Raw genomic sequence first — 15,309 nt, forward strand, 5'->3', positions numbered from 1 at the left:
GCGCGCACAACAACCTCGCGCACCACCGACCGGGCCGCGTCCATGGCTGACTTCCGCGGCCTCGGCTTCGACCCGGTCCCCGGCAGCCCCGATGCCGTGGCCGAAGCCGCCCGCCGCTGCGCCGTCACCGCGGCTCAGCTCCAGGAAATCCCGTCCCCCGGCAGGATTCCCGAGTGGGCCGGCCGGTCCGCGCAGGCACTCGCGGACCGCGCCGACCGAGCCGCCGCCGGCCTGGCCGCCACCCGCGAAGCCCTCCGCGCCGCCGCCGGTGTCCTCGAAGGCTGGGCCGGCACCCTCCTCGCGAACCACCGCCGGGCCGAAGACCTCGACCGACGCGCCGCCGCCGCGCGCCGAGCCGTCACCGCCGCGCGCGACGATGTCGAACAAGCCGAGACCGAAGCCCAGTTCTCCCCGGCCGCCCGGCCGAACCTCGCCGCCGCCCGCGCCCGGCTCGCGGCCCGCCAAGACGACCTCGACCACGTTCTCGCCGAAGCCCGCGACCTGGAACGCGCCCACCGCGCCGAAGCGACCCGCGTCGCCGAGCGGCTCAGTGCCCTCGGCGACGGCTCCCCCGTGCCGGCCGCACCCGGCTCGGCCGGAATCACCACCCACCTGGAGACCTTCTCGACCGTCGGGCGCGAGCTGGGCGTGACCGTCGCGAAGACCTCCGCCGTGCCGGTCACGCCGCCGCCGGGAGCCGTCGGCGCCTTCGCCGCCGCACTGGGTGGCCGGTGAAACTGCCCGCCGTGCCGGGGATCACCCCGGTGAACCTGGACTCCCCCGAGCGCACCACCGCCGAGCTGCACGCGCTGATGGCCCGCCTGCGCGGCCCCGACGCCGCCCGCGACCTCGGCCTGGAGGCCGCCGCCATCCAGTGCGCGGAAATCGCGCACGAGCAGCGGGCCGGGCTGCTGGCTCTCGTCGAACACCGCGACGCCGATCCCGCGCTGCTCATCGCCGGGATCGTCCCGGTCGACGGCCCGATCGACGAGGCCGCCGACCTCGGCCGGTTCATCGTGGACACCACCCCCGGCATCCGCGAGGTCAGCTCCGCGCGGACCGGCCGCGGCTACCCGGTGGTGATCGTCGAGCGGATCGGCCTGTCCGGCGCGCAGCTGCAGGCCGTCGTGCTCGACCCGGACCGGCCGCGCGCGGCCGTGTTCACCCTGCACTCCCCCGGCGGCCGCGGCTGGCTGGAGGTCGCCGGCCTGGCCGGGACGCTCGTCGCCGGCGTCGACCTCACCCCCGCAGCGCCCGCTCCCGGAACTCGCGCGGGGTCCGGCCGGTCGCCTGGCGGAACGTCCGCGAGAAGTGCGGGGCGCTGGTGAACCCGCAGTCCCGCGCGATTTCCGCGATCCCGCGCGCCGCTTTCGCCGGGTCGGCCAGCAGCGCCTTCGCCCGCTCGACCCGCAGGCCTTTCAGCCGTTCCGACACGCCTTGGCCGTCGTCGAACAGCTGGTACAGCCGCCGACGGGAGATGTACAGCGCTTCGGCGATCTTGTCCGCGCTGAGCGACTGCTCACCGAGGTGCGCGCGCATGTACTCGAGTGCTTCACGCCTTCGCGCCGCCAAAGCGTCGACGCGGTCGAGTTCGACGCGCAGCGCGCTCCGCAGCACCAGCTCGGCCAGGCCGAGCAGGTGGTGGGCGAGCCCGTGCGGGTCGAGCCGCGGACCGGCCGCCACGACGTGGGCGACGGCGCCGGCGAACAGCGAACGCAGCGGCGCGTCGACCTCGACCGGCCGGAACATCAGCGGCCGCAGTTCGGCGAAGGAGATCGACAGCTTCGCCGCGGCGACGGTCAGCATCACGACGCCGGACGGCTGCAGGTGCAGCGTCGCGTCGGCGAACGTCAGCTTCGCGCCGGACCCGGCGACCGCCCGCGGGACGGGACAGCGCAGCAGCAGCTGGACGTCCTCGGGGTCACCGCGGCCGCCGAGGATCGCGGCGCGCGCGGCGGCCGCCCCGGACGCGCGGACGACGAGGTACCCGCTCGCGGGGACGTCCATCGACTGCGGCTCGGCCATCGGCACCATCGTGCCGGACGCCGGCCGCTCGGCACGGGAAGGGGGACCATGGCGCGGCGCACCGCGACGGCGGCGGGAGTGATCCTGTCGCATCTGGAATTCGATCTCCTCTGGGAGGACCTGGGGCCGGGCGGGCCGCCGCCGTACCCGTTCGACGTGCCGTCGCACGGCGCGACCCACGCCGAACGCGACGACCTGGGCGTCCGGGTCTTCGCCGGCCTCGCCGACGCGGGATTCGCCGACGGCGACGACGTCGACCCCGAGCTGGCGGACCTGATCGTGCTGCTGGGCTCGCCGACGTCGAGCATCGACGGGGTGGTGCTGGGTGAAGCGCCGTGGCGGCTGCTCGCCGCGGCGCGGGACGGCGCCGGCGTGCTCGCCGTCCTGGACGACCGCGACCTGGTGCTGGAGCCGGTGCGGCCGGGCGACCTGGTCCTGGCGGTGGCCCGGATGGTGGGCGACGCCGAGGCGGGCCCGGGTGACCAGCTGCGGCTGCCGCGTGCGGCGTACTCGGCGGCGATGGACGCGTACGCGCGCAGCGGGTACGACGCGTTCGAGCGGGCGCTGAGCACGGCCGGGATCACCGGCCGCGCGGTCCGTCCCCTGGCCACGCTGGTGACGGCGCAGCGGTATTCGGCCGGCCAGCTGGCGGCGACGGGCCCGGCGGGGCGGAGCCCGGTGCTGGCGTGGTTCGACACGGCGGCGGGCCGGTACGCGGTGACGCCGGAAGACGTGGCGGGCGAGCCGTGGGTGACGGTGACCCCGGCCGACGGCGTCTGGCTGGCCGACCGCCTGGCGCGCTTGGCCGACGACGTCCGCGGCTAGCCGTCACGTCGCCCAGGTCGCCGGGACCAGGGAGTCCTCCTCGGGCTCCGGTGGGCGGTCCCATCGCGCGGCCGGCGCGGGCTCGTCCGGCAGCAAGTCCCCCAGCAGCTCGCGGCCCTGCCCCAAGGCATCCGCGCCCGCCTCCGCGGCCAGCCTCCGGATCAGCCCGGCCAGCTCGCCCGGCGACTTGTCCAGTGTCCACCGGTCGAACCGCAGGTCCACCAGCGCGCCGTGCAGGTCGACCACGACCGACACGCCACCAGCCGCCGCCGAAGCGCGGATCGCGGCCAGCCGAGCGCCGTACCCCGGCTCCGGGGCCGCGAGAGCGTCGTCGGCCAGCTCGAGTGCCGTGCGCGAGCCGTTCACTGGGCCCGCCAGCTCTCCGGAGTGGTCTCTTCCGCGGCTTCTCCGGGCTCGGGCAGACCGAGGGCGGCCACGCCGTCCCGGAGGTGCCACAGGGAGGCTGTGGCCCGCGCCGAAGCGGCCGCCGTCAGCAGCAGGATCCGGCGCGCCAGCTCGTCCGGCTCCAGCCGCAGCGCCGCGGCCTCCAGCGTCAGCTCCTGCAGCGCCCCGCCGGGGGCGACTTCGACGGCGACCGTCCGGTCGGCGGCTTTTCCGGTGATCACGGGTGGACCCCTCCGTAGAACGTCGACGCCGAGAGCGGGTGCGTGTTCCGGCGGACGGCGTCCCCGGAGTTGCCCTCGATCAACGTGACCTGGTCTCCTTCGACCTTCTCGACGATGCCGATGTGCGTGCTCGTCGACGTGCTCTGCGGGCCGGTGCCGAAGATCAGCACGTCCCCGGGCTTCGCTTCGTGCAGCGAGTGCTTGCCGTAGGCGTGCCCGTTGCGCTGGCCCCAGTGGTAGACGTCGCCGCTGAAGGGCAGGACGGGGATCTGCACGCCGGCCTTGCGCCACATCGCGGTCGCGAACGACGAGCACCACGCGGCGGTCGGACCGTAGGGGTTCCGGTTGCTGCCCGGCGGGTTCTCCCGCGTGCCCAGTTCCTTTCGCGCCGCGTGGACGATCTCCGTGCCCCGCCCCGAAACCGCCTTCGCGGGCACTGTCTTGTCCACGACGCGGTCGTGGGCGAGGTCCTTCCGCAGCTCGTGCAGTTTCTTCGCCGCCGCCTTGAGTTCCGCGTCGACGTGCCGCAGGGTCGACGCCGACTGCCGGGTGTACCGCGGTGCCAGATCGGCGGCGTGCCCGACAGCCCGCATCAGTGCCGCCGGCGTCCCGGCCGCGACACCGGCGTCGAGAACCTGCTTGGCCTGGTCGGTGTACTCGTCGACCAGCCGCTGCACGGCCGTGTGCCCGCTGTCCACTGTGGACGCCACGTGCGCGACGACCTTCTCCGCCGCCGCACCGGCCGCACCGGTGGTCCGCAGCTCCTTCGTGAGCTTCGCGCTGTGGTGGCGGAAACCGTCGGCACCGCGGCCGTGCCAGTGTTCCAGGACCGTGGTGCTTTCCTTGTGGTAGGCGTCGTGCTGGGCGTCCAGCGCGGCCGCGACCCGGTGCAGGGCGTATTCGGCACGGACGGCGTCTTCGGCCTTCCCGGCGAGCTTGTTGCGGTGCGCGATGAGGTCCTTCGCGAAGGAGCGCGCAAGCGCGGCGGTGTCCATCTCAGCCCTTCCCGTTCAGCGCGGCGGCGGTGGCCGTCTCGTGGTCGCGGTAGGACTTCGCGGCCTTCCCGGCCGCCGACGCGAGCCCGTCGGCGTGCGCGCCGACGCCCTTGACCTGGCGCTGCAGCGCCAGGCCGAACCCGGCCAGCGCGTCGGCGAACCCCGACTCCTCGCCGATCTTGCCGAAGCTGTCGCGGGCGATCTCGCGGACGTCTCGCAGCCGGCCGGTCGCGGTGCCCAGCGCGTCGGCGACGTGCCGGGTCCGGTGCACGTAGGAGTGCAGCACTGCGTCGTCCACCCGCAGCGGGCCGCCACCCGGGCTCGCCCCACCACCGCCGCCGGTCTTCCGGTGGTGCGTCGTGACGTCGTGAGCGGCCTCGCGCGCGGCGGTCAGGTGGTGCTTGTACGCCCCGTTCGTGTATGTCGACCAAGGCGTGAAGTCGTGGCCGTCACCCGAGATGCGGTTCGCGACCCGCGCGTTGGTACCGGGGTCGAACAGCTGGTCGTCGGACTTCAGGTGGTACAGCCGGCGCCGTTCGGGACCGAGCGCGCCCAGCATGTTGATCTGCCAGAGGCCGTAGGAGTCGTCCGGCGGGGTGGCGTTGTGCGCGGTCGTCCGCCCGCCGGACTCGGCCAGCGCGACCGCGACCGCGGTGGTCAGGCCCTGGCCGCGGAACCCGGCCGTGTAGGCGTGCCGGGCGATCTGCTCGGCGCTCAGCTTCGTCATGGTCCGACCTTGCCGGTCGGGACGACCGATCCGGTAGGCGCGCTGCACGCAGGGACAACCCGGGTGCACGCGCGGCTCGGCCGTCGGCCGCGAAGACCGTCACCCCGTAGCCGGGGGGTGCACGTCGATGACGCGGTGCTCGCCGGTTTCCAGCTGTTCCGGATCGCGGACGAACGTGCTGATCTTCTCGGTCTTCCGCGGTGGCCGGTCGTTGGCGATCAGCACCGCCATCCACGGCAGCGGGACGGAAACGGCCAGCACGGCCAGTGCCAGCCACCACGTGTCGTGGAAGACCCCGGCGAACACCAGGCACGGGATCCGGCACGACATCATCAGCAGGTACTTGCGCTTCCGCGCGGCGAGCTGCGCCTCCGGCGAGGAGGCGGCCCCGGTGATCAGCACCGGGGCACCGGTCGTGGTCATGGTCATCCCTTCCCGCCGCGAGCCCACCGCATACCGCGCCCGCGGCCGCACAAACGCCGGAACAGTCCCGCTTCCGCTCAGCGGAGGTCTGAGCGGGGTCGACCTGCGAGCGGAAGCGGGAGAACGAGGCCGGTACGGGGGTCGCCTCGCGGCGAACGGCACGACACGGCTCCAGCCGGACTGGTATTCCGTGAAAGCAAGGAGTGAGGCCCGGGGACACCGCCGTACCGACACCTCGTTCAACGTCCGGCGGCAGCCGGTGTTCCGGCCGGCGGACGTGACGTCCGTCGCGCGCCGCGTCCGGTCGGTAGGGTTCGAGTCGGAACGGGGCAGGCGCGGAAGGATGCGGATGGGCAGCAGGTCACTGGATCAGCAAGAGGTCGTCCAGCGGGTGGACGAGGTCACCAGCGCCCTCGACCGGCTGACGGGCGCCCTCGAGCAGGAGGAAGAGCTGCCGGTGGTCCTGCAGCGGCTGTGCCACCAGGTGGTGCACGCGGTGCCCGACACGGAGCTGGCCAGCATCACGCTGCTGCGCGACGACACCCCCTACACCGTGACCTCCACCGGCGACCGCGCCCGCCGCATCGACCAGGCCCAGTACGACACCGACCAGGGCCCGTGCCTGGAAGCCGCCCGCACGGGCGAGGTCCAGCGCGTCAAGGTGCACGAAGCCGCCGAGCGATGGCCGGAGTTCGCCGCGGCCGCCGGGGAGGCCGCCGTCGCCAGTTACCTGTCCGCGCCGCTGTTCATCGACCGCGAATACCAGGGCTCGCTGAACCTCTACGGCACCGGCGGCGAGGGGTTCGACAGCCTCGACGAGGCACTGCTCGAGCTCTACACCACCGCCGCGGAAGCCGCGCTCGGCAGTGCGCGCCGCTACCGGACGGCCCAGGCCACCGTCGGTCAGCTGCAGGTCGCGCTGAGCACCCGCGCGGTCATCGACCAGGCGAAAGGCATCCTGATGGCCCTGCACCGCATCACCGCCGAGGAAGCCTTCGACCTGCTCGTCACCCAGTCCCAGCAACGGAACGTGAAGCTGCGGGAAGTCGCCGAACAGTTCGTCACCAGCGTCGTCACCAGCCCGAGCTGAACCGGATATCCTGGAGGCTCGCGCGGATCCGATGCAGACACTCGGACGGGAACGGGCAGATGAGCACGACTACCGAACCTCACGACAGCGGGCAACGCACGGCCAGACCCGAGGTGGTCACCGTGCGGGCAGCCGGCGACCACCTCGACGCCCGGGCGGCCGAACGGCTCGTCGCACCACTGGCGGCCGCCCCCGCGGCGGCCACGTTCGTGGTCGACCTCTCCGCTGTCACCCACCTGACCCTCGAAGCCGCGAGCGCGCTGGTGCAACTCACCCGGCGCTGCCGGGCCGAAGACCGCCCGTTGCGGTTCACCGCATCGAGTGCCGTCCGCCGGAAGCTGGCCTTGCTGGGCCTGGAGACGGTGGTCCCGCTCCAGCCGTCGTCGTGACCGGCACGGCGCAGCCGAGCCCGGTGGCGGAGGCCGCACAAACTATGCTGAACCGGTGATCGACCCGCCCGGAGACGATGGATCGCCCAGGCTGGCCACTTCTGTCACGTACGAGGCCGGCGTGGCGTTGGTGAGCGTGTCCGGGGAGATCGACCTCGGCACGGCTCGCGCGTTCGCCCGGCGCCTCGAGACGACGCTCACCGGAGATCCCGTCGGGGTCATCGCCGACTTGCAGGGGGTCGCTTTCCTCTCCTCGGCCGGGCTGGCCGCGTTGCAGATCTTCGCCGCAGCGGCCGAAGCGGCCGGCGTCGCTTTCTGCCTGGTGAGCGACCACCGCACGGTGCTTCGCCCGCTGCAGCTGACCGCCCTCGACCGCGGGATCACCATCCGGCCGACCGTCGCCGAGGCCCGCACCTGGCTCACCGGCCGCTCCTGAGCCCACCGGCCGTTGGCCCGAAAGTGTGACGACGTCATCGAGGGCTAGGCTGGCTGACCATGCGCGAAGGCTTCCAGAGTGACTTGCAGCGCCTCACCGCGCAGCTGGCCGAGATGTGCGACGCGGCGGCGGCCGCCGTCCGGCACGCCACCGACGCGCTCGTGCACGCCGACCTGGTGCTCGCCCAGCAGGTCATCACCGACGACGACGCCATCGACGCCCAGCGCGCCCGCTGCGAAGAAGACGCCTACGCCCTGCTGGCGTTGCAGGCCCCGGTCGCCGGCGACCTGCGCCGCGTCCTGGCCGTCGTCTACTGCGCCGAAAAAGTCGAGCGGATGGGCGACCTGGCCGCGCACATCGCCGACACCGCCCGCTTCGCCCACCCCGAACCCGCCGTCCCCGGCGACCTCATGCCCACGTTCGAGCGAATGGGCCGCCTCGACGCGGAAATGGCCGAACGCGTCGCCACCCAGATCCGCACCGGCGCCGACGGCTTCGCCGAACTCCGCCAAGCCGACGAAACGGTCGACACGCTCCACGCCGACCTGCTGTCCGCCATCACCGGCGGAGACTGGCCGCACGACCAGCGCGCCGCCGTCACCGCCGCCCTCACCACCCGCTTCTACGAACGCTTCGCCGACCAAGCCGTTTCCGTCGCCAAACGCCTCGACTTCGCCAACACGGGCGACCTCCCGGAGTAGCGGCGCCGCTTCACCCGGCCGGACCTCGACCGGCTGCTGACGTCGTGGCCGGAGGGCGCACCCCGCCGGTTGACCGGAGCACATATCGGCTTGCCGCCTCGTGGAAGCGGTGGCTACGTTCCGGTGATGCCTTCGCGATTGCTGGCGGTGACCTTCGAGGCGGCCGACCCGGCTGAACCGGCACGCTTCTGGGCCGGGCTGCTCGGCCGGGAGGTCGTCGAGGACACCGGCGGTGTGCTCCTTCCGGGCGGCGACACCCAGCTCGGCCTGCGGTTCGTCCCGGGCCGCACCGCCCGGCCCGGCGCGAACCGGATGCACCTGCACCTCACCAGCACCGACCTCGACGACCAGCAGCACACCGTGGCCACGGCGATCCGGCTCGGCGGCCGCCACCTCGACGTCGGGCAGCGCCCCGAGGAGGCGCACGTCGTCCTGGCCGACCCGGCGGGCTACGAGTTCTGCGTGATCGAACCCGGCAACACCTACCTCGCCGGGTGCGGCCCGCTGGGCGAGCTCACCTGCGCCGGCACCCGGCAGGTCGGCGCGTTCTGGAGCAGGGCGCTGGGCTGGCCCCTGGTGTGGGACCGGGGCGAGCAGACCGCGATCCAGTCACCGCACGGCGGCACGAAAATCGCCTGGGACACCTGGGAAGGCGCTCCCGCGGCGCCGGACCGGCAGCGCTTCGAACTGCTCCCGGACGACGGCGACCAGCGGGCGGCGGTCGACGCGTTGGTCTCCCTCGGCGCCGCTCGGGCCGACGTCCGCGACGACGGCACCGCCGTACTCGCGGATCCGGACGGCAACGAGTTCTTCGTGCGGCCGACCGACCGCCACCCCGCCGGGTCGCCGTGACCGCGGACAGCCCGAGGTTCAGGGCTGGTAGGTGCAGATGGCGCCGACGCTGTTGTGCTGTTCGACGACCGTCTTGCCGTCGACGGTGATCTTGCAGGTGTTGTCCTTGCTGCCCATCTTGAAGTCGACCGGGGTGGCGCTGACCGAGGTGAACACCAGGTCGTCCATCGTCAGGGTCTGGCTCCAGGTCTTGCCCTTCTCCAGAATTTCCTGGGAGTTCGCGGTGAACCCGCTGTTCCACTGCAGGTTCGACTTCGCCGCCGTCGTGACCTCCAGGACGACGGTGTGCTTGGCCGGCCCCGCCGCCGTCGGGGCCGCCGCCGCGGGCTGCGACCCGGCGTCCGCGACGGCGGCCGGCGCGGCCGCCGTCGGCAGCCCGTTCGCGGTGTCGTTGACCGCCTTGCCGAAGGCCGCCGTCCAGAGCACGCAGATGACCAGCCCGATCGCCGACAGCACGACGGCGGTGATGGCCAGGCCCTTGTTGCTCGCCTGGCCCCGGTTGGCCCGCAGCGTTCCGACGATGCCGAAGATCAGCCCGAGGATCGTCAGCGGCCACGCGATGACCCCGATGATCGGGATGAACGCGAAGATCAGGCCGACCAGGCCGAGCACGAACCCGGCCGTGCCGAGACCGTTCTTGTTCTGGTTCGGAACCGGCATCGACGGCGACGGCGGCATGGGGGCGTAGGACACGGGTTGCCTCTTTCAGTCCAGCGGCGACGCGACCGAACGCGTCACGCTCTGCGCCATTCGTCGCCGTCCGGACCGTGCGCGTAACAGGGCCGGAAAGCCGCTTTTGGTCACGAAAGGGACTCAGACGACCTTTTCCATGGTCATTTCCGCAGGTGGCCGCGGTGGGCGACTGACTGACCGCCGTTACCTCGGGTAAGAATTTGAAACTTCAAGTTCACTCGACCGGGGTACGAGTTTATTGGTCCGCGCGGCCGCTCAACCCGCCTGCGCTCACCCCGGCCAGCGCCCCGAACGGGTAACGCACGTCCGGCCTGTTCTCCCCCGCGCCGGGTGAAGCCGAGAAGACCGATACGCGCCACCGTGGCACAGCCGCCGCCTGTCTCCGGAGGATTCGCATGGTGCGTGCCACGCTCACCGATGTCCCGGCTCACCGGTCCCGCAAGCCCCGGCGGCGCCGGGCCGCGGACGGCGATCGACGGGTGCGCCACCCCTTCCGGGGACTCGCCGACCGGTTCGGCGCCGGCGCGCACCCGCCGCCCCGCGCGCTCGTCGTGCTGCTCGGCGCCGCCGCCGCGGTGGTCGTGCTCGCCGGGGTGCAGGCCGTCGCCTGGTTCGCCGGGCCGGTCTTCCTCGCGCTCGTCGTCGTCATCACGCTCGATCCGGTGCGGACGTGGCTGCGGCGCAAGGGGTGGCCGCGGTGGCTGACCGTCGGCGTGCTGGTCGTCACCGTCTACGCCATCCTGGTCGGCTTCTTCCTCGTCTTCGTCGTGTCCGTCGCGCAGTTGTCGGCGCTGGCCCCCCGCTACACCGGCCGCGTCGACGAACTGCTGCACGACGGCCTGACCGTCCTCGGCCGGTTCGGGGTCGGCGAACCGGAGCTGCGCACCATGCTCTCGTCCCTCGACACCGGGAAGCTCGTCGGCCTGGCCGGTTCGCTGCTGGCCGGCGTCGGCGGCCTGGTCACGAACCTGGCGTTCCTGTTCGCCCTGCTGCTGTTCCTCAGCGCCGAAACGGCCTGGGCCGGCCAGCGCCTGGGCCGGATCGCCCGGGACCGGCCGTGGATTTCCGCGGCGTTGCGCGGCTTCGCCTCGGGCACCCGCCGCTACCTGCTCGTGACGACGGTGTTCGGCGGCCTCGTGGCGGCTCTCGACACGACCGCGCTCGCCCTCCTCGGCGTCCCCGGTGCGCTGCTGTGGGGCCTGCTCGCCTTCGTCACCAACTACATCCCGAACGTGGGTTTCGTGATCGGCGTCGCCCCGCCCGCGGTGATCGCCCTCCTCGACGGCGGCTGGCGCAGCCTGCTCATCGTGATCGTCGTGTACGCCGCGCTGAACTTCGTGGTCCAGTCGCTGATCCAGCCGCGGTTCGTGGCCGGCTCGGTCGGTCTGTCCACTTTGGTCACCGTACTGGCGCTGGTGTTCTGGACCTGGCTGCTCGGCCCACTGGGCGCGGTCCTCGCCGTCCCGGCAACACTGCTGGCCAAAGCCCTGCTCGTGGACGTCGACCCCCGAGCCCGCTGGGCCGATGCGCTTTTGTCGGCCCCACGCCGGGAAGACGGCTGACGGGCTCAGGTCAGGCCGTGCTGGCGGGCCACCACCACGGCGGACCGCCGGTTGTTGACCCCGAGCTTGCCGTAGATCGCCCGCACGTGCGTCTTCACCGTGTTGACCGAAACCGTGAGGTCGGACGCGATCTCGTCCAGTGACCGCTGCGACGGCAAGCGTTGCAGCACCACCTGTTCGCGGTCGGTCAGGCTGCTGGGCGGTGCGTGCGGGACGAGCCGGCCGCGGACCGCCTGGGCGAACCGGTCCAGGGCGCCGAACCCGCCGGAGTGGTCGATCAGCAGATTCGCGACCCACGGCTCGGCGAGCGCGAACGGGCGCACCAGCCCGTTCGGCCGGGCGAGCGCGAGCGCGCGGTCCAGGGCGTGCAGTGCCTTGGTCCGCCGGTGCGAACGCAGGGCCAGGGCGGTTTCCGCCAGGCACCGGTCGACCGGGGTGGTGGGCAGCAACGCCGTCGCCGAGGCGGTTTCGCGCAGGACCGCTTCGGCCGCAGCCGGTTCGTCCGCGGCCAAGTGGGCGCGGACCCGCAGGAGCGCCAGCTCGCCGCTGCCGGGCAGCCGCTCGTGCATCCACGCGAGCACTTCCGCCGCGTGGACACCTTCGGCGAGCGCGAGCGCCGCGTGGTACTCGGCGACTCCGCACATCCCGACGATCGCGGGCGGCAGGTCCAGACCGGCGAGGCGGCGGCGGGCCGCGCGCAGGACCTGGGAGCCCGCCGTCCGGTCGCCGTCGTCGAAGCGCACCACACCTTCCAGGAACTCGCGCAGCGGGCCCAGCAGCGGTGCGCCGCCGGGCACTTCCGCCGCGGCCGCTTGGGCCAGCTCGCGCGCCGCCGCGACCGGCTCGGCGCGCATCAGGTCGTCGTAGGCCAGCATCAGGTGGCATTCGGCCACGCCGGGCGACCGGCGCCAGCCGTGCCGCCGCGCCACGGCGAGCGCTCCCGTGCACGCGCGCCGCATCGCCGGGTGGTCCCCGCCGGCGGCGGTGGCGACGGCCAGCGCCAGTCTGCTGTGGAGCACCAGGTGGTCCAGCCGATCCCCCTGCGCCAGGCGCAACGCGTCCTGTCCTCGGGTGACGGCGTGGCGCAGGGCCCCGCGGCGCAGCGACCGCCACGCCCGGTCGAGGGTGAACCAGGCGTCGAACCCCGGCGGCCGCACCGCCGGGAGCCCGGCCTCCGGCGGACGTTCTCCCGTGAGCTCCGCCAAATGGCGGACGGCGAGCGGCCACAAGCGGTCTTGGGCCGCCCCCGCCGTGGCGAGATCGGCCGCGGCTTCGGCGGGCAGTCCGCGCTGGATGTTCTCCAGCGCCGAGGCCAGCCGCAGCGGCGGGCTCGCGGCGATCGTCTCGGCGCCCAGGTAGGTGAGCGCGATCCGCACCGGTTCCCCGTCGCCGGTGAGCACCTGGCGTACGCCCTGATCCCGCGCCAGGGCGAGGACGCGCGGCCGGTCGCGGCCGGCCACGGCGTGCCGAAGTGCCTCGCCGAACCGGCCTTCGCCGGCGTACCAGCGGGCGGCGATGCCGTGCAGCCGCCGCACCCGGTCCGGGTCCAGCCGGGCCAGCTCGGCCCGCAGGAAGCCGCGGAGCAACGGCGGGAGCCGGTAGGTGTCGGCGGGTGTGCGCGTCACCAGGCCCATCCCGCGCTCGAGTTCGTCCAGCCTCGCCCCGGCGTCCGGGCGGCCCGACAGGCGGACGGCGAGCGTCGCCCCGACGGTGTCGCAAATACCGAGGCACAGCAGGAGATCCGACGTCGCCGCCGGCAGCCGCGAGAGCACTTCGTCGGCGAAGAACCGCGCCACGGCACGCTCGTCGCCGGTGACGGAGGCGACGAGCCGGTCGGCGTCGTCGGCTTCGCGGACCGAAACCGCCGCCCAGCCCAGCGCCGCGGCCCAGCCGCCGGTGCGTTCGGTGAGCTCCCGGACGCGTTCGTCGCTCACCACGCTCCCGGTGGCCCGCACCAGGGTCGCGGTTTCCCGCGGGGTGAAGCGCAGATCGGTCGCGTCCACCCGGGACAGGGCGTCTTCGACGTGCAACCGGGCCAGCCGCAGCCGCGGCTCGACCCGGGTGAGGAGCACCAGCCGCAGCGCGGCGGGCAGGTGCCGGGCCAGCGCCGCGAGGGCGTCGAGGGTTTCCGCGCGGGAAATCTCCTGCAGGTCGTCCAGTACCAGCCGCACCGGGTGGTCCGGCCCGGCCAGTGCGTCGTCCAAATCGGCCAGGAAGGCCCGCCGCCGTCCGGGTGACGGCGGGCCGAGCCGGTCCAGACCACGGTCGCCGGGCACCGCGGGGCAGCGGCGCAGGGCACCGAGGATGGCGGCCCACAACCGGGTTTCGTCGTTGTCGTCCTCGTCCAGGGACACCCAGGCGACGTCGTGGCCGTCGCCGGCCCAGCCGGCCACCGCGGTGGTCTTGCCCGCCCCGGCCGGTGCCCGGACCACCGTGACCGGCCGTCCGGTGGCGCGGTCGAGCACTTCCGCCAGCCGGGGCCGGGGGACGAAGGTGCCGGGCAGCCGGGGCAGGGCGACTTTCACACCGGGCACCGGCCAGGACGGAAGCGTCGTTCGATCGGGCACGTCAACCTCTCGGCTCTCGGGAGAATTCGCCCCGGATCCGCGGTCGACGCCGGGCGGAGCCCACGACTGTACTGATCACCGGCGTGCGACCGGGATCGCGGGGTCACCAGATTTCGTAGGTGGCTTCGTCGCCGTGCACGATGACGGCCCAGATCACGAGGACGTCGAGCGCGATGACGATGACGCCCCAGAACGGGTACGCGGACAGGAAAGCCAGCTGGGCCAGTGCGTTGAACCCGGCGAGGGCGACCGTGACGACCCGCGCCCACTGCGCTCCGGTGAAGAGCGCGATGCCCGTCAGCACCACGAGGATGCCGACGATCAGGTGGAGCCAGCCCCAACCGGCCAGGCTGAACACGAGCAGCCCGGACGGGCCGATCACGTAGTAGTCCCGGTCGAACAGCGCGACCACGCCTTCGACCACGTTGAACAGTCCGGCCAGGACGGTGATCGCCCCGGCGAACCAGATCCAGCCGACCCGCCGCGACCGTGCGACGGCCTGGTCCGGCGGGAGCGGGGCCCGGGCACCGGTCGTTCCGGCCCGGGGCTGCATGGGTTCGGTCATGGTCCTTCTTCCTCGTTCCTCGGGGTTGCGGACCCAGGCGATCATGGTCGGTCGCCGGTCCGCCGGTCCTCGCCCGCCCCAGGTGAGATCAGCCGTCCCGCTCGCGGGCTCACACGGCGTGGGCGATGCCGCCCGCCCGTACCCGGGAAACAGTGCGGCACGAACACGATCCGACGAACCGAGGAGGACGACATGTCCACGTTGACCGTGTGGCGGTTCCCGACCGTCGAAGGCGCCGAAAACGCCCTGGATCTGCTTCGGCAGCTGCAGAAACAGCAGCTGATCTCGATCGCCGATGCGGCTTACGTGACCTGGCCCGAAGGCCGGAAGAAGCCGAAGACGAAGGACCTCGGCAACCTCACCGGCGCCGGCGCGCTCGGCGGTGGTTTCTGGGGTCTGCTGTTCGGCCTGATCTTCCTGGTGCCGTTGCTGGGCATGGCCGTCGGCGCGGCGATCGGCGCACTGACCGGATCACTCGGCCACGTCGGGATCGACGAGGACTTCATCGACACCGTCCGGTCCCAGGTCACGCCCGGGACGTCCGCGCTGTTCGTGATGTCCGAGGACACCGTGCTGGACCGCGTCGTCGAGCCCTTCAAGGAAACCGGCGCCACGTTGCTCAGCACCAACCTGTCCGACGTCGAGGAAGCCCGGCTGCGAGAGGCTTTCGACGAGTCCTCACAGCGGGAACCGCGCTAGCCGGCGGGGGCCGTGACTCCGGTGTCACCGATGTCGTGGCCCCCCATGCCGGCGCACCGGATTCGCATAGGTGGACCGCGGCGGCGCCCCCGAGCGTCGCCGCGGTCCCCGCGGGAGGTTCGCCCGCCCCGCAC

General features: G+C 73.2%; 19 protein-coding genes. 10 read left to right on the forward strand and 9 right to left on the reverse strand.

Annotated features, from left to right (window positions below; all coding sequences use genetic code 11):
- The first annotated feature begins 42 nt into the window (after window positions 1-42).
- Both ACLJOU_RS12860 and ACLJOU_RS12865 read left to right on the forward strand, forming a co-directional pair.
- Complete coding sequence (locus ACLJOU_RS12860) at window positions 43-735, forward strand: hypothetical protein (RefSeq protein WP_410566900.1); 693 nt, start codon at window positions 43-45, stop codon at window positions 733-735.
- On the forward strand, window positions 732-1,328 hold the full coding sequence (locus ACLJOU_RS12865) for a hypothetical protein (protein ID WP_410566901.1): 597 nt from the start codon (window positions 732-734) through the stop codon (window positions 1,326-1,328). Before ACLJOU_RS12860 ends, ACLJOU_RS12865 begins: the two co-directional genes overlap by 4 nt.
- Here ACLJOU_RS12865 and ACLJOU_RS12870 read toward each other — a convergent pair.
- A complete protein-coding gene (locus ACLJOU_RS12870) occupies window positions 1,240-2,025 on the reverse strand; it encodes a helix-turn-helix transcriptional regulator (RefSeq protein WP_410566903.1) in 786 nt (261 codons plus the stop codon). The genes ACLJOU_RS12865 and ACLJOU_RS12870 overlap by 89 nt on opposite strands.
- Window positions 2,026-2,073: 48 nt before the next feature.
- On the opposite strand from ACLJOU_RS12870, the gene ACLJOU_RS12875 reads away from it, so the two are divergent.
- Window positions 2,074-2,850 carry an ESX secretion-associated protein EspG gene (locus ACLJOU_RS12875; RefSeq protein ID WP_410566905.1) on the forward strand — a complete coding sequence of 259 codons (777 nt, stop codon included), beginning with the start codon at window positions 2,074-2,076 and terminating at the stop codon, window positions 2,848-2,850.
- Window positions 2,851-2,853: 3 nt separating this feature from the next.
- On the opposite strand, the gene ACLJOU_RS12880 is transcribed toward ACLJOU_RS12875, so the two are convergent.
- The 5 genes from ACLJOU_RS12880 to ACLJOU_RS12900 form a co-directional block, all read right to left on the reverse strand.
- On the reverse strand, window positions 2,854-3,216 hold the full coding sequence (locus tag ACLJOU_RS12880; protein ID WP_410566907.1) for a hypothetical protein: 363 nt from the start codon (window positions 3,214-3,216) through the stop codon (window positions 2,854-2,856).
- Entirely contained in the window at window positions 3,213-3,476 is a 264-nt protein-coding gene (locus tag ACLJOU_RS12885; protein ID WP_410566909.1) for a YbaB/EbfC family DNA-binding protein, read from the reverse strand. Before ACLJOU_RS12885 ends, ACLJOU_RS12880 begins: the two co-directional genes overlap by 4 nt.
- On the reverse strand, window positions 3,473-4,471 hold the full coding sequence (locus tag ACLJOU_RS12890; RefSeq protein WP_410566911.1) for a CHAP domain-containing protein: 999 nt from the start codon (window positions 4,469-4,471) through the stop codon (window positions 3,473-3,475). Before ACLJOU_RS12890 ends, ACLJOU_RS12885 begins: the two co-directional genes overlap by 4 nt.
- A gap of 1 nt (window position 4,472) precedes the next feature.
- On the reverse strand, window positions 4,473-5,198 hold the full coding sequence (locus ACLJOU_RS12895) for a type VII secretion target (protein ID WP_410566913.1): 726 nt from the start codon (window positions 5,196-5,198) through the stop codon (window positions 4,473-4,475).
- A gap of 99 nt (window positions 5,199-5,297) precedes the next feature.
- Complete coding sequence (locus tag ACLJOU_RS12900) at window positions 5,298-5,627, reverse strand: DUF3099 domain-containing protein (protein WP_410566915.1); 330 nt, start codon at window positions 5,625-5,627, stop codon at window positions 5,298-5,300.
- A gap of 343 nt (window positions 5,628-5,970) precedes the next feature.
- On the opposite strand from ACLJOU_RS12900, the gene ACLJOU_RS12905 reads away from it, so the two are divergent.
- From ACLJOU_RS12905 to ACLJOU_RS12925, 5 genes are all read left to right on the forward strand, one after another.
- A complete protein-coding gene (locus tag ACLJOU_RS12905; protein ID WP_410566916.1) occupies window positions 5,971-6,711 on the forward strand; it encodes an ANTAR domain-containing protein in 741 nt (246 codons plus the stop codon).
- 59 nt (window positions 6,712-6,770) lie between these two features.
- Window positions 6,771-7,100, forward strand: a complete 330-nt coding sequence (locus ACLJOU_RS12910) for an STAS domain-containing protein (protein WP_410566917.1) — start codon at window positions 6,771-6,773, stop codon at window positions 7,098-7,100.
- Between the two features lie 55 nt (window positions 7,101-7,155).
- Window positions 7,156-7,536, forward strand: a complete 381-nt coding sequence (locus ACLJOU_RS12915) for an anti-sigma factor antagonist (RefSeq protein WP_410566918.1) — start codon at window positions 7,156-7,158, stop codon at window positions 7,534-7,536.
- A 59-nt stretch (window positions 7,537-7,595) separates the two neighbouring features.
- Window positions 7,596-8,237 carry a phosphate signaling complex protein PhoU gene (gene phoU / locus ACLJOU_RS12920; RefSeq protein ID WP_410566920.1) on the forward strand — a complete coding sequence of 214 codons (642 nt, stop codon included), beginning with the start codon at window positions 7,596-7,598 and terminating at the stop codon, window positions 8,235-8,237.
- A gap of 126 nt (window positions 8,238-8,363) precedes the next feature.
- Window positions 8,364-9,089 (forward strand): VOC family protein, encoded by a 726-nt coding sequence (locus ACLJOU_RS12925; RefSeq protein WP_410566922.1) that lies wholly within the window; start codon window positions 8,364-8,366, stop codon window positions 9,087-9,089.
- 18 nt (window positions 9,090-9,107) lie between these two features.
- Here ACLJOU_RS12925 and ACLJOU_RS12930 read toward each other — a convergent pair whose 3' ends face one another.
- On the reverse strand, window positions 9,108-9,782 hold the full coding sequence (locus ACLJOU_RS12930) for a DUF4190 domain-containing protein (protein ID WP_410566924.1): 675 nt from the start codon (window positions 9,780-9,782) through the stop codon (window positions 9,108-9,110).
- Between the two features lie 395 nt (window positions 9,783-10,177).
- On the opposite strand from ACLJOU_RS12930, the gene ACLJOU_RS12935 reads away from it, so the two are divergent.
- Window positions 10,178-11,344 (forward strand): AI-2E family transporter, encoded by a 1,167-nt coding sequence (locus tag ACLJOU_RS12935; protein ID WP_410566926.1) that lies wholly within the window; start codon window positions 10,178-10,180, stop codon window positions 11,342-11,344.
- Window positions 11,345-11,349: 5 nt separating this feature from the next.
- On the opposite strand, the gene ACLJOU_RS12940 is transcribed toward ACLJOU_RS12935, so the two are convergent.
- Together ACLJOU_RS12940 and ACLJOU_RS12945 are read right to left on the reverse strand one after the other, a co-directional pair.
- Window positions 11,350-13,911 (reverse strand): LuxR C-terminal-related transcriptional regulator, encoded by a 2,562-nt coding sequence (locus ACLJOU_RS12940; RefSeq protein WP_410566927.1) that lies wholly within the window; start codon window positions 13,909-13,911, stop codon window positions 11,350-11,352.
- A 103-nt stretch (window positions 13,912-14,014) separates the two neighbouring features.
- Entirely contained in the window at window positions 14,015-14,476 is a 462-nt protein-coding gene (locus ACLJOU_RS12945; protein ID WP_410566929.1) for a hypothetical protein, read from the reverse strand.
- Between the two features lie 192 nt (window positions 14,477-14,668).
- Here ACLJOU_RS12945 and ACLJOU_RS12950 point away from each other — a divergent pair, with 192 nt between their 5' ends.
- A complete protein-coding gene (locus tag ACLJOU_RS12950) occupies window positions 14,669-15,175 on the forward strand; it encodes a DUF1269 domain-containing protein (RefSeq protein ID WP_410566931.1) in 507 nt (168 codons plus the stop codon).
- Window positions 15,176-15,309: the final 134 nt, after the last annotated feature.

The sequence above is a fragment of the Amycolatopsis sp. cmx-4-61 genome, assembly GCF_046548775.1.
Taxonomy (GTDB): Bacteria; Actinomycetota; Actinomycetes; order Mycobacteriales; family Pseudonocardiaceae; genus Amycolatopsis.

Coding starts and splice junctions, on each gene's coding strand:
- ACLJOU_RS12905 (WP_410566916.1), top strand. CDS start 5,971: ATGGGCAGCAGGTCACTGGATCAGCAAGAGGTCGTCCAGCGGGTGGAC.
- ACLJOU_RS12860 (WP_410566900.1), top strand. CDS start 43: ATGGCTGACTTCCGCGGCCTCGGCTTCGACCCGGTCCCCGGCAGCCCC.
- ACLJOU_RS12910 (WP_410566917.1), top strand. CDS start 6,771: ATGAGCACGACTACCGAACCTCACGACAGCGGGCAACGCACGGCCAGA.
- ACLJOU_RS12935 (WP_410566926.1), top strand. CDS start 10,178: ATGGTGCGTGCCACGCTCACCGATGTCCCGGCTCACCGGTCCCGCAAG.
- phoU (WP_410566920.1), top strand. CDS start 7,596: ATGCGCGAAGGCTTCCAGAGTGACTTGCAGCGCCTCACCGCGCAGCTG.
- ACLJOU_RS12895 (WP_410566913.1), bottom strand. CDS start 5,198: ATGACGAAGCTGAGCGCCGAGCAGATCGCCCGGCACGCCTACACGGCC.
- ACLJOU_RS12945 (WP_410566929.1), bottom strand. CDS start 14,476: ATGACCGAACCCATGCAGCCCCGGGCCGGAACGACCGGTGCCCGGGCC.
- ACLJOU_RS12890 (WP_410566911.1), bottom strand. CDS start 4,471: ATGGACACCGCCGCGCTTGCGCGCTCCTTCGCGAAGGACCTCATCGCG.
- ACLJOU_RS12870 (WP_410566903.1), bottom strand. CDS start 2,025: ATGGCCGAGCCGCAGTCGATGGACGTCCCCGCGAGCGGGTACCTCGTC.
- ACLJOU_RS12925 (WP_410566922.1), top strand. CDS start 8,364: ATGCCTTCGCGATTGCTGGCGGTGACCTTCGAGGCGGCCGACCCGGCT.
- ACLJOU_RS12900 (WP_410566915.1), bottom strand. CDS start 5,627: ATGACCATGACCACGACCGGTGCCCCGGTGCTGATCACCGGGGCCGCC.
- ACLJOU_RS12950 (WP_410566931.1), top strand. CDS start 14,669: ATGTCCACGTTGACCGTGTGGCGGTTCCCGACCGTCGAAGGCGCCGAA.
- ACLJOU_RS12875 (WP_410566905.1), top strand. CDS start 2,074: ATGGCGCGGCGCACCGCGACGGCGGCGGGAGTGATCCTGTCGCATCTG.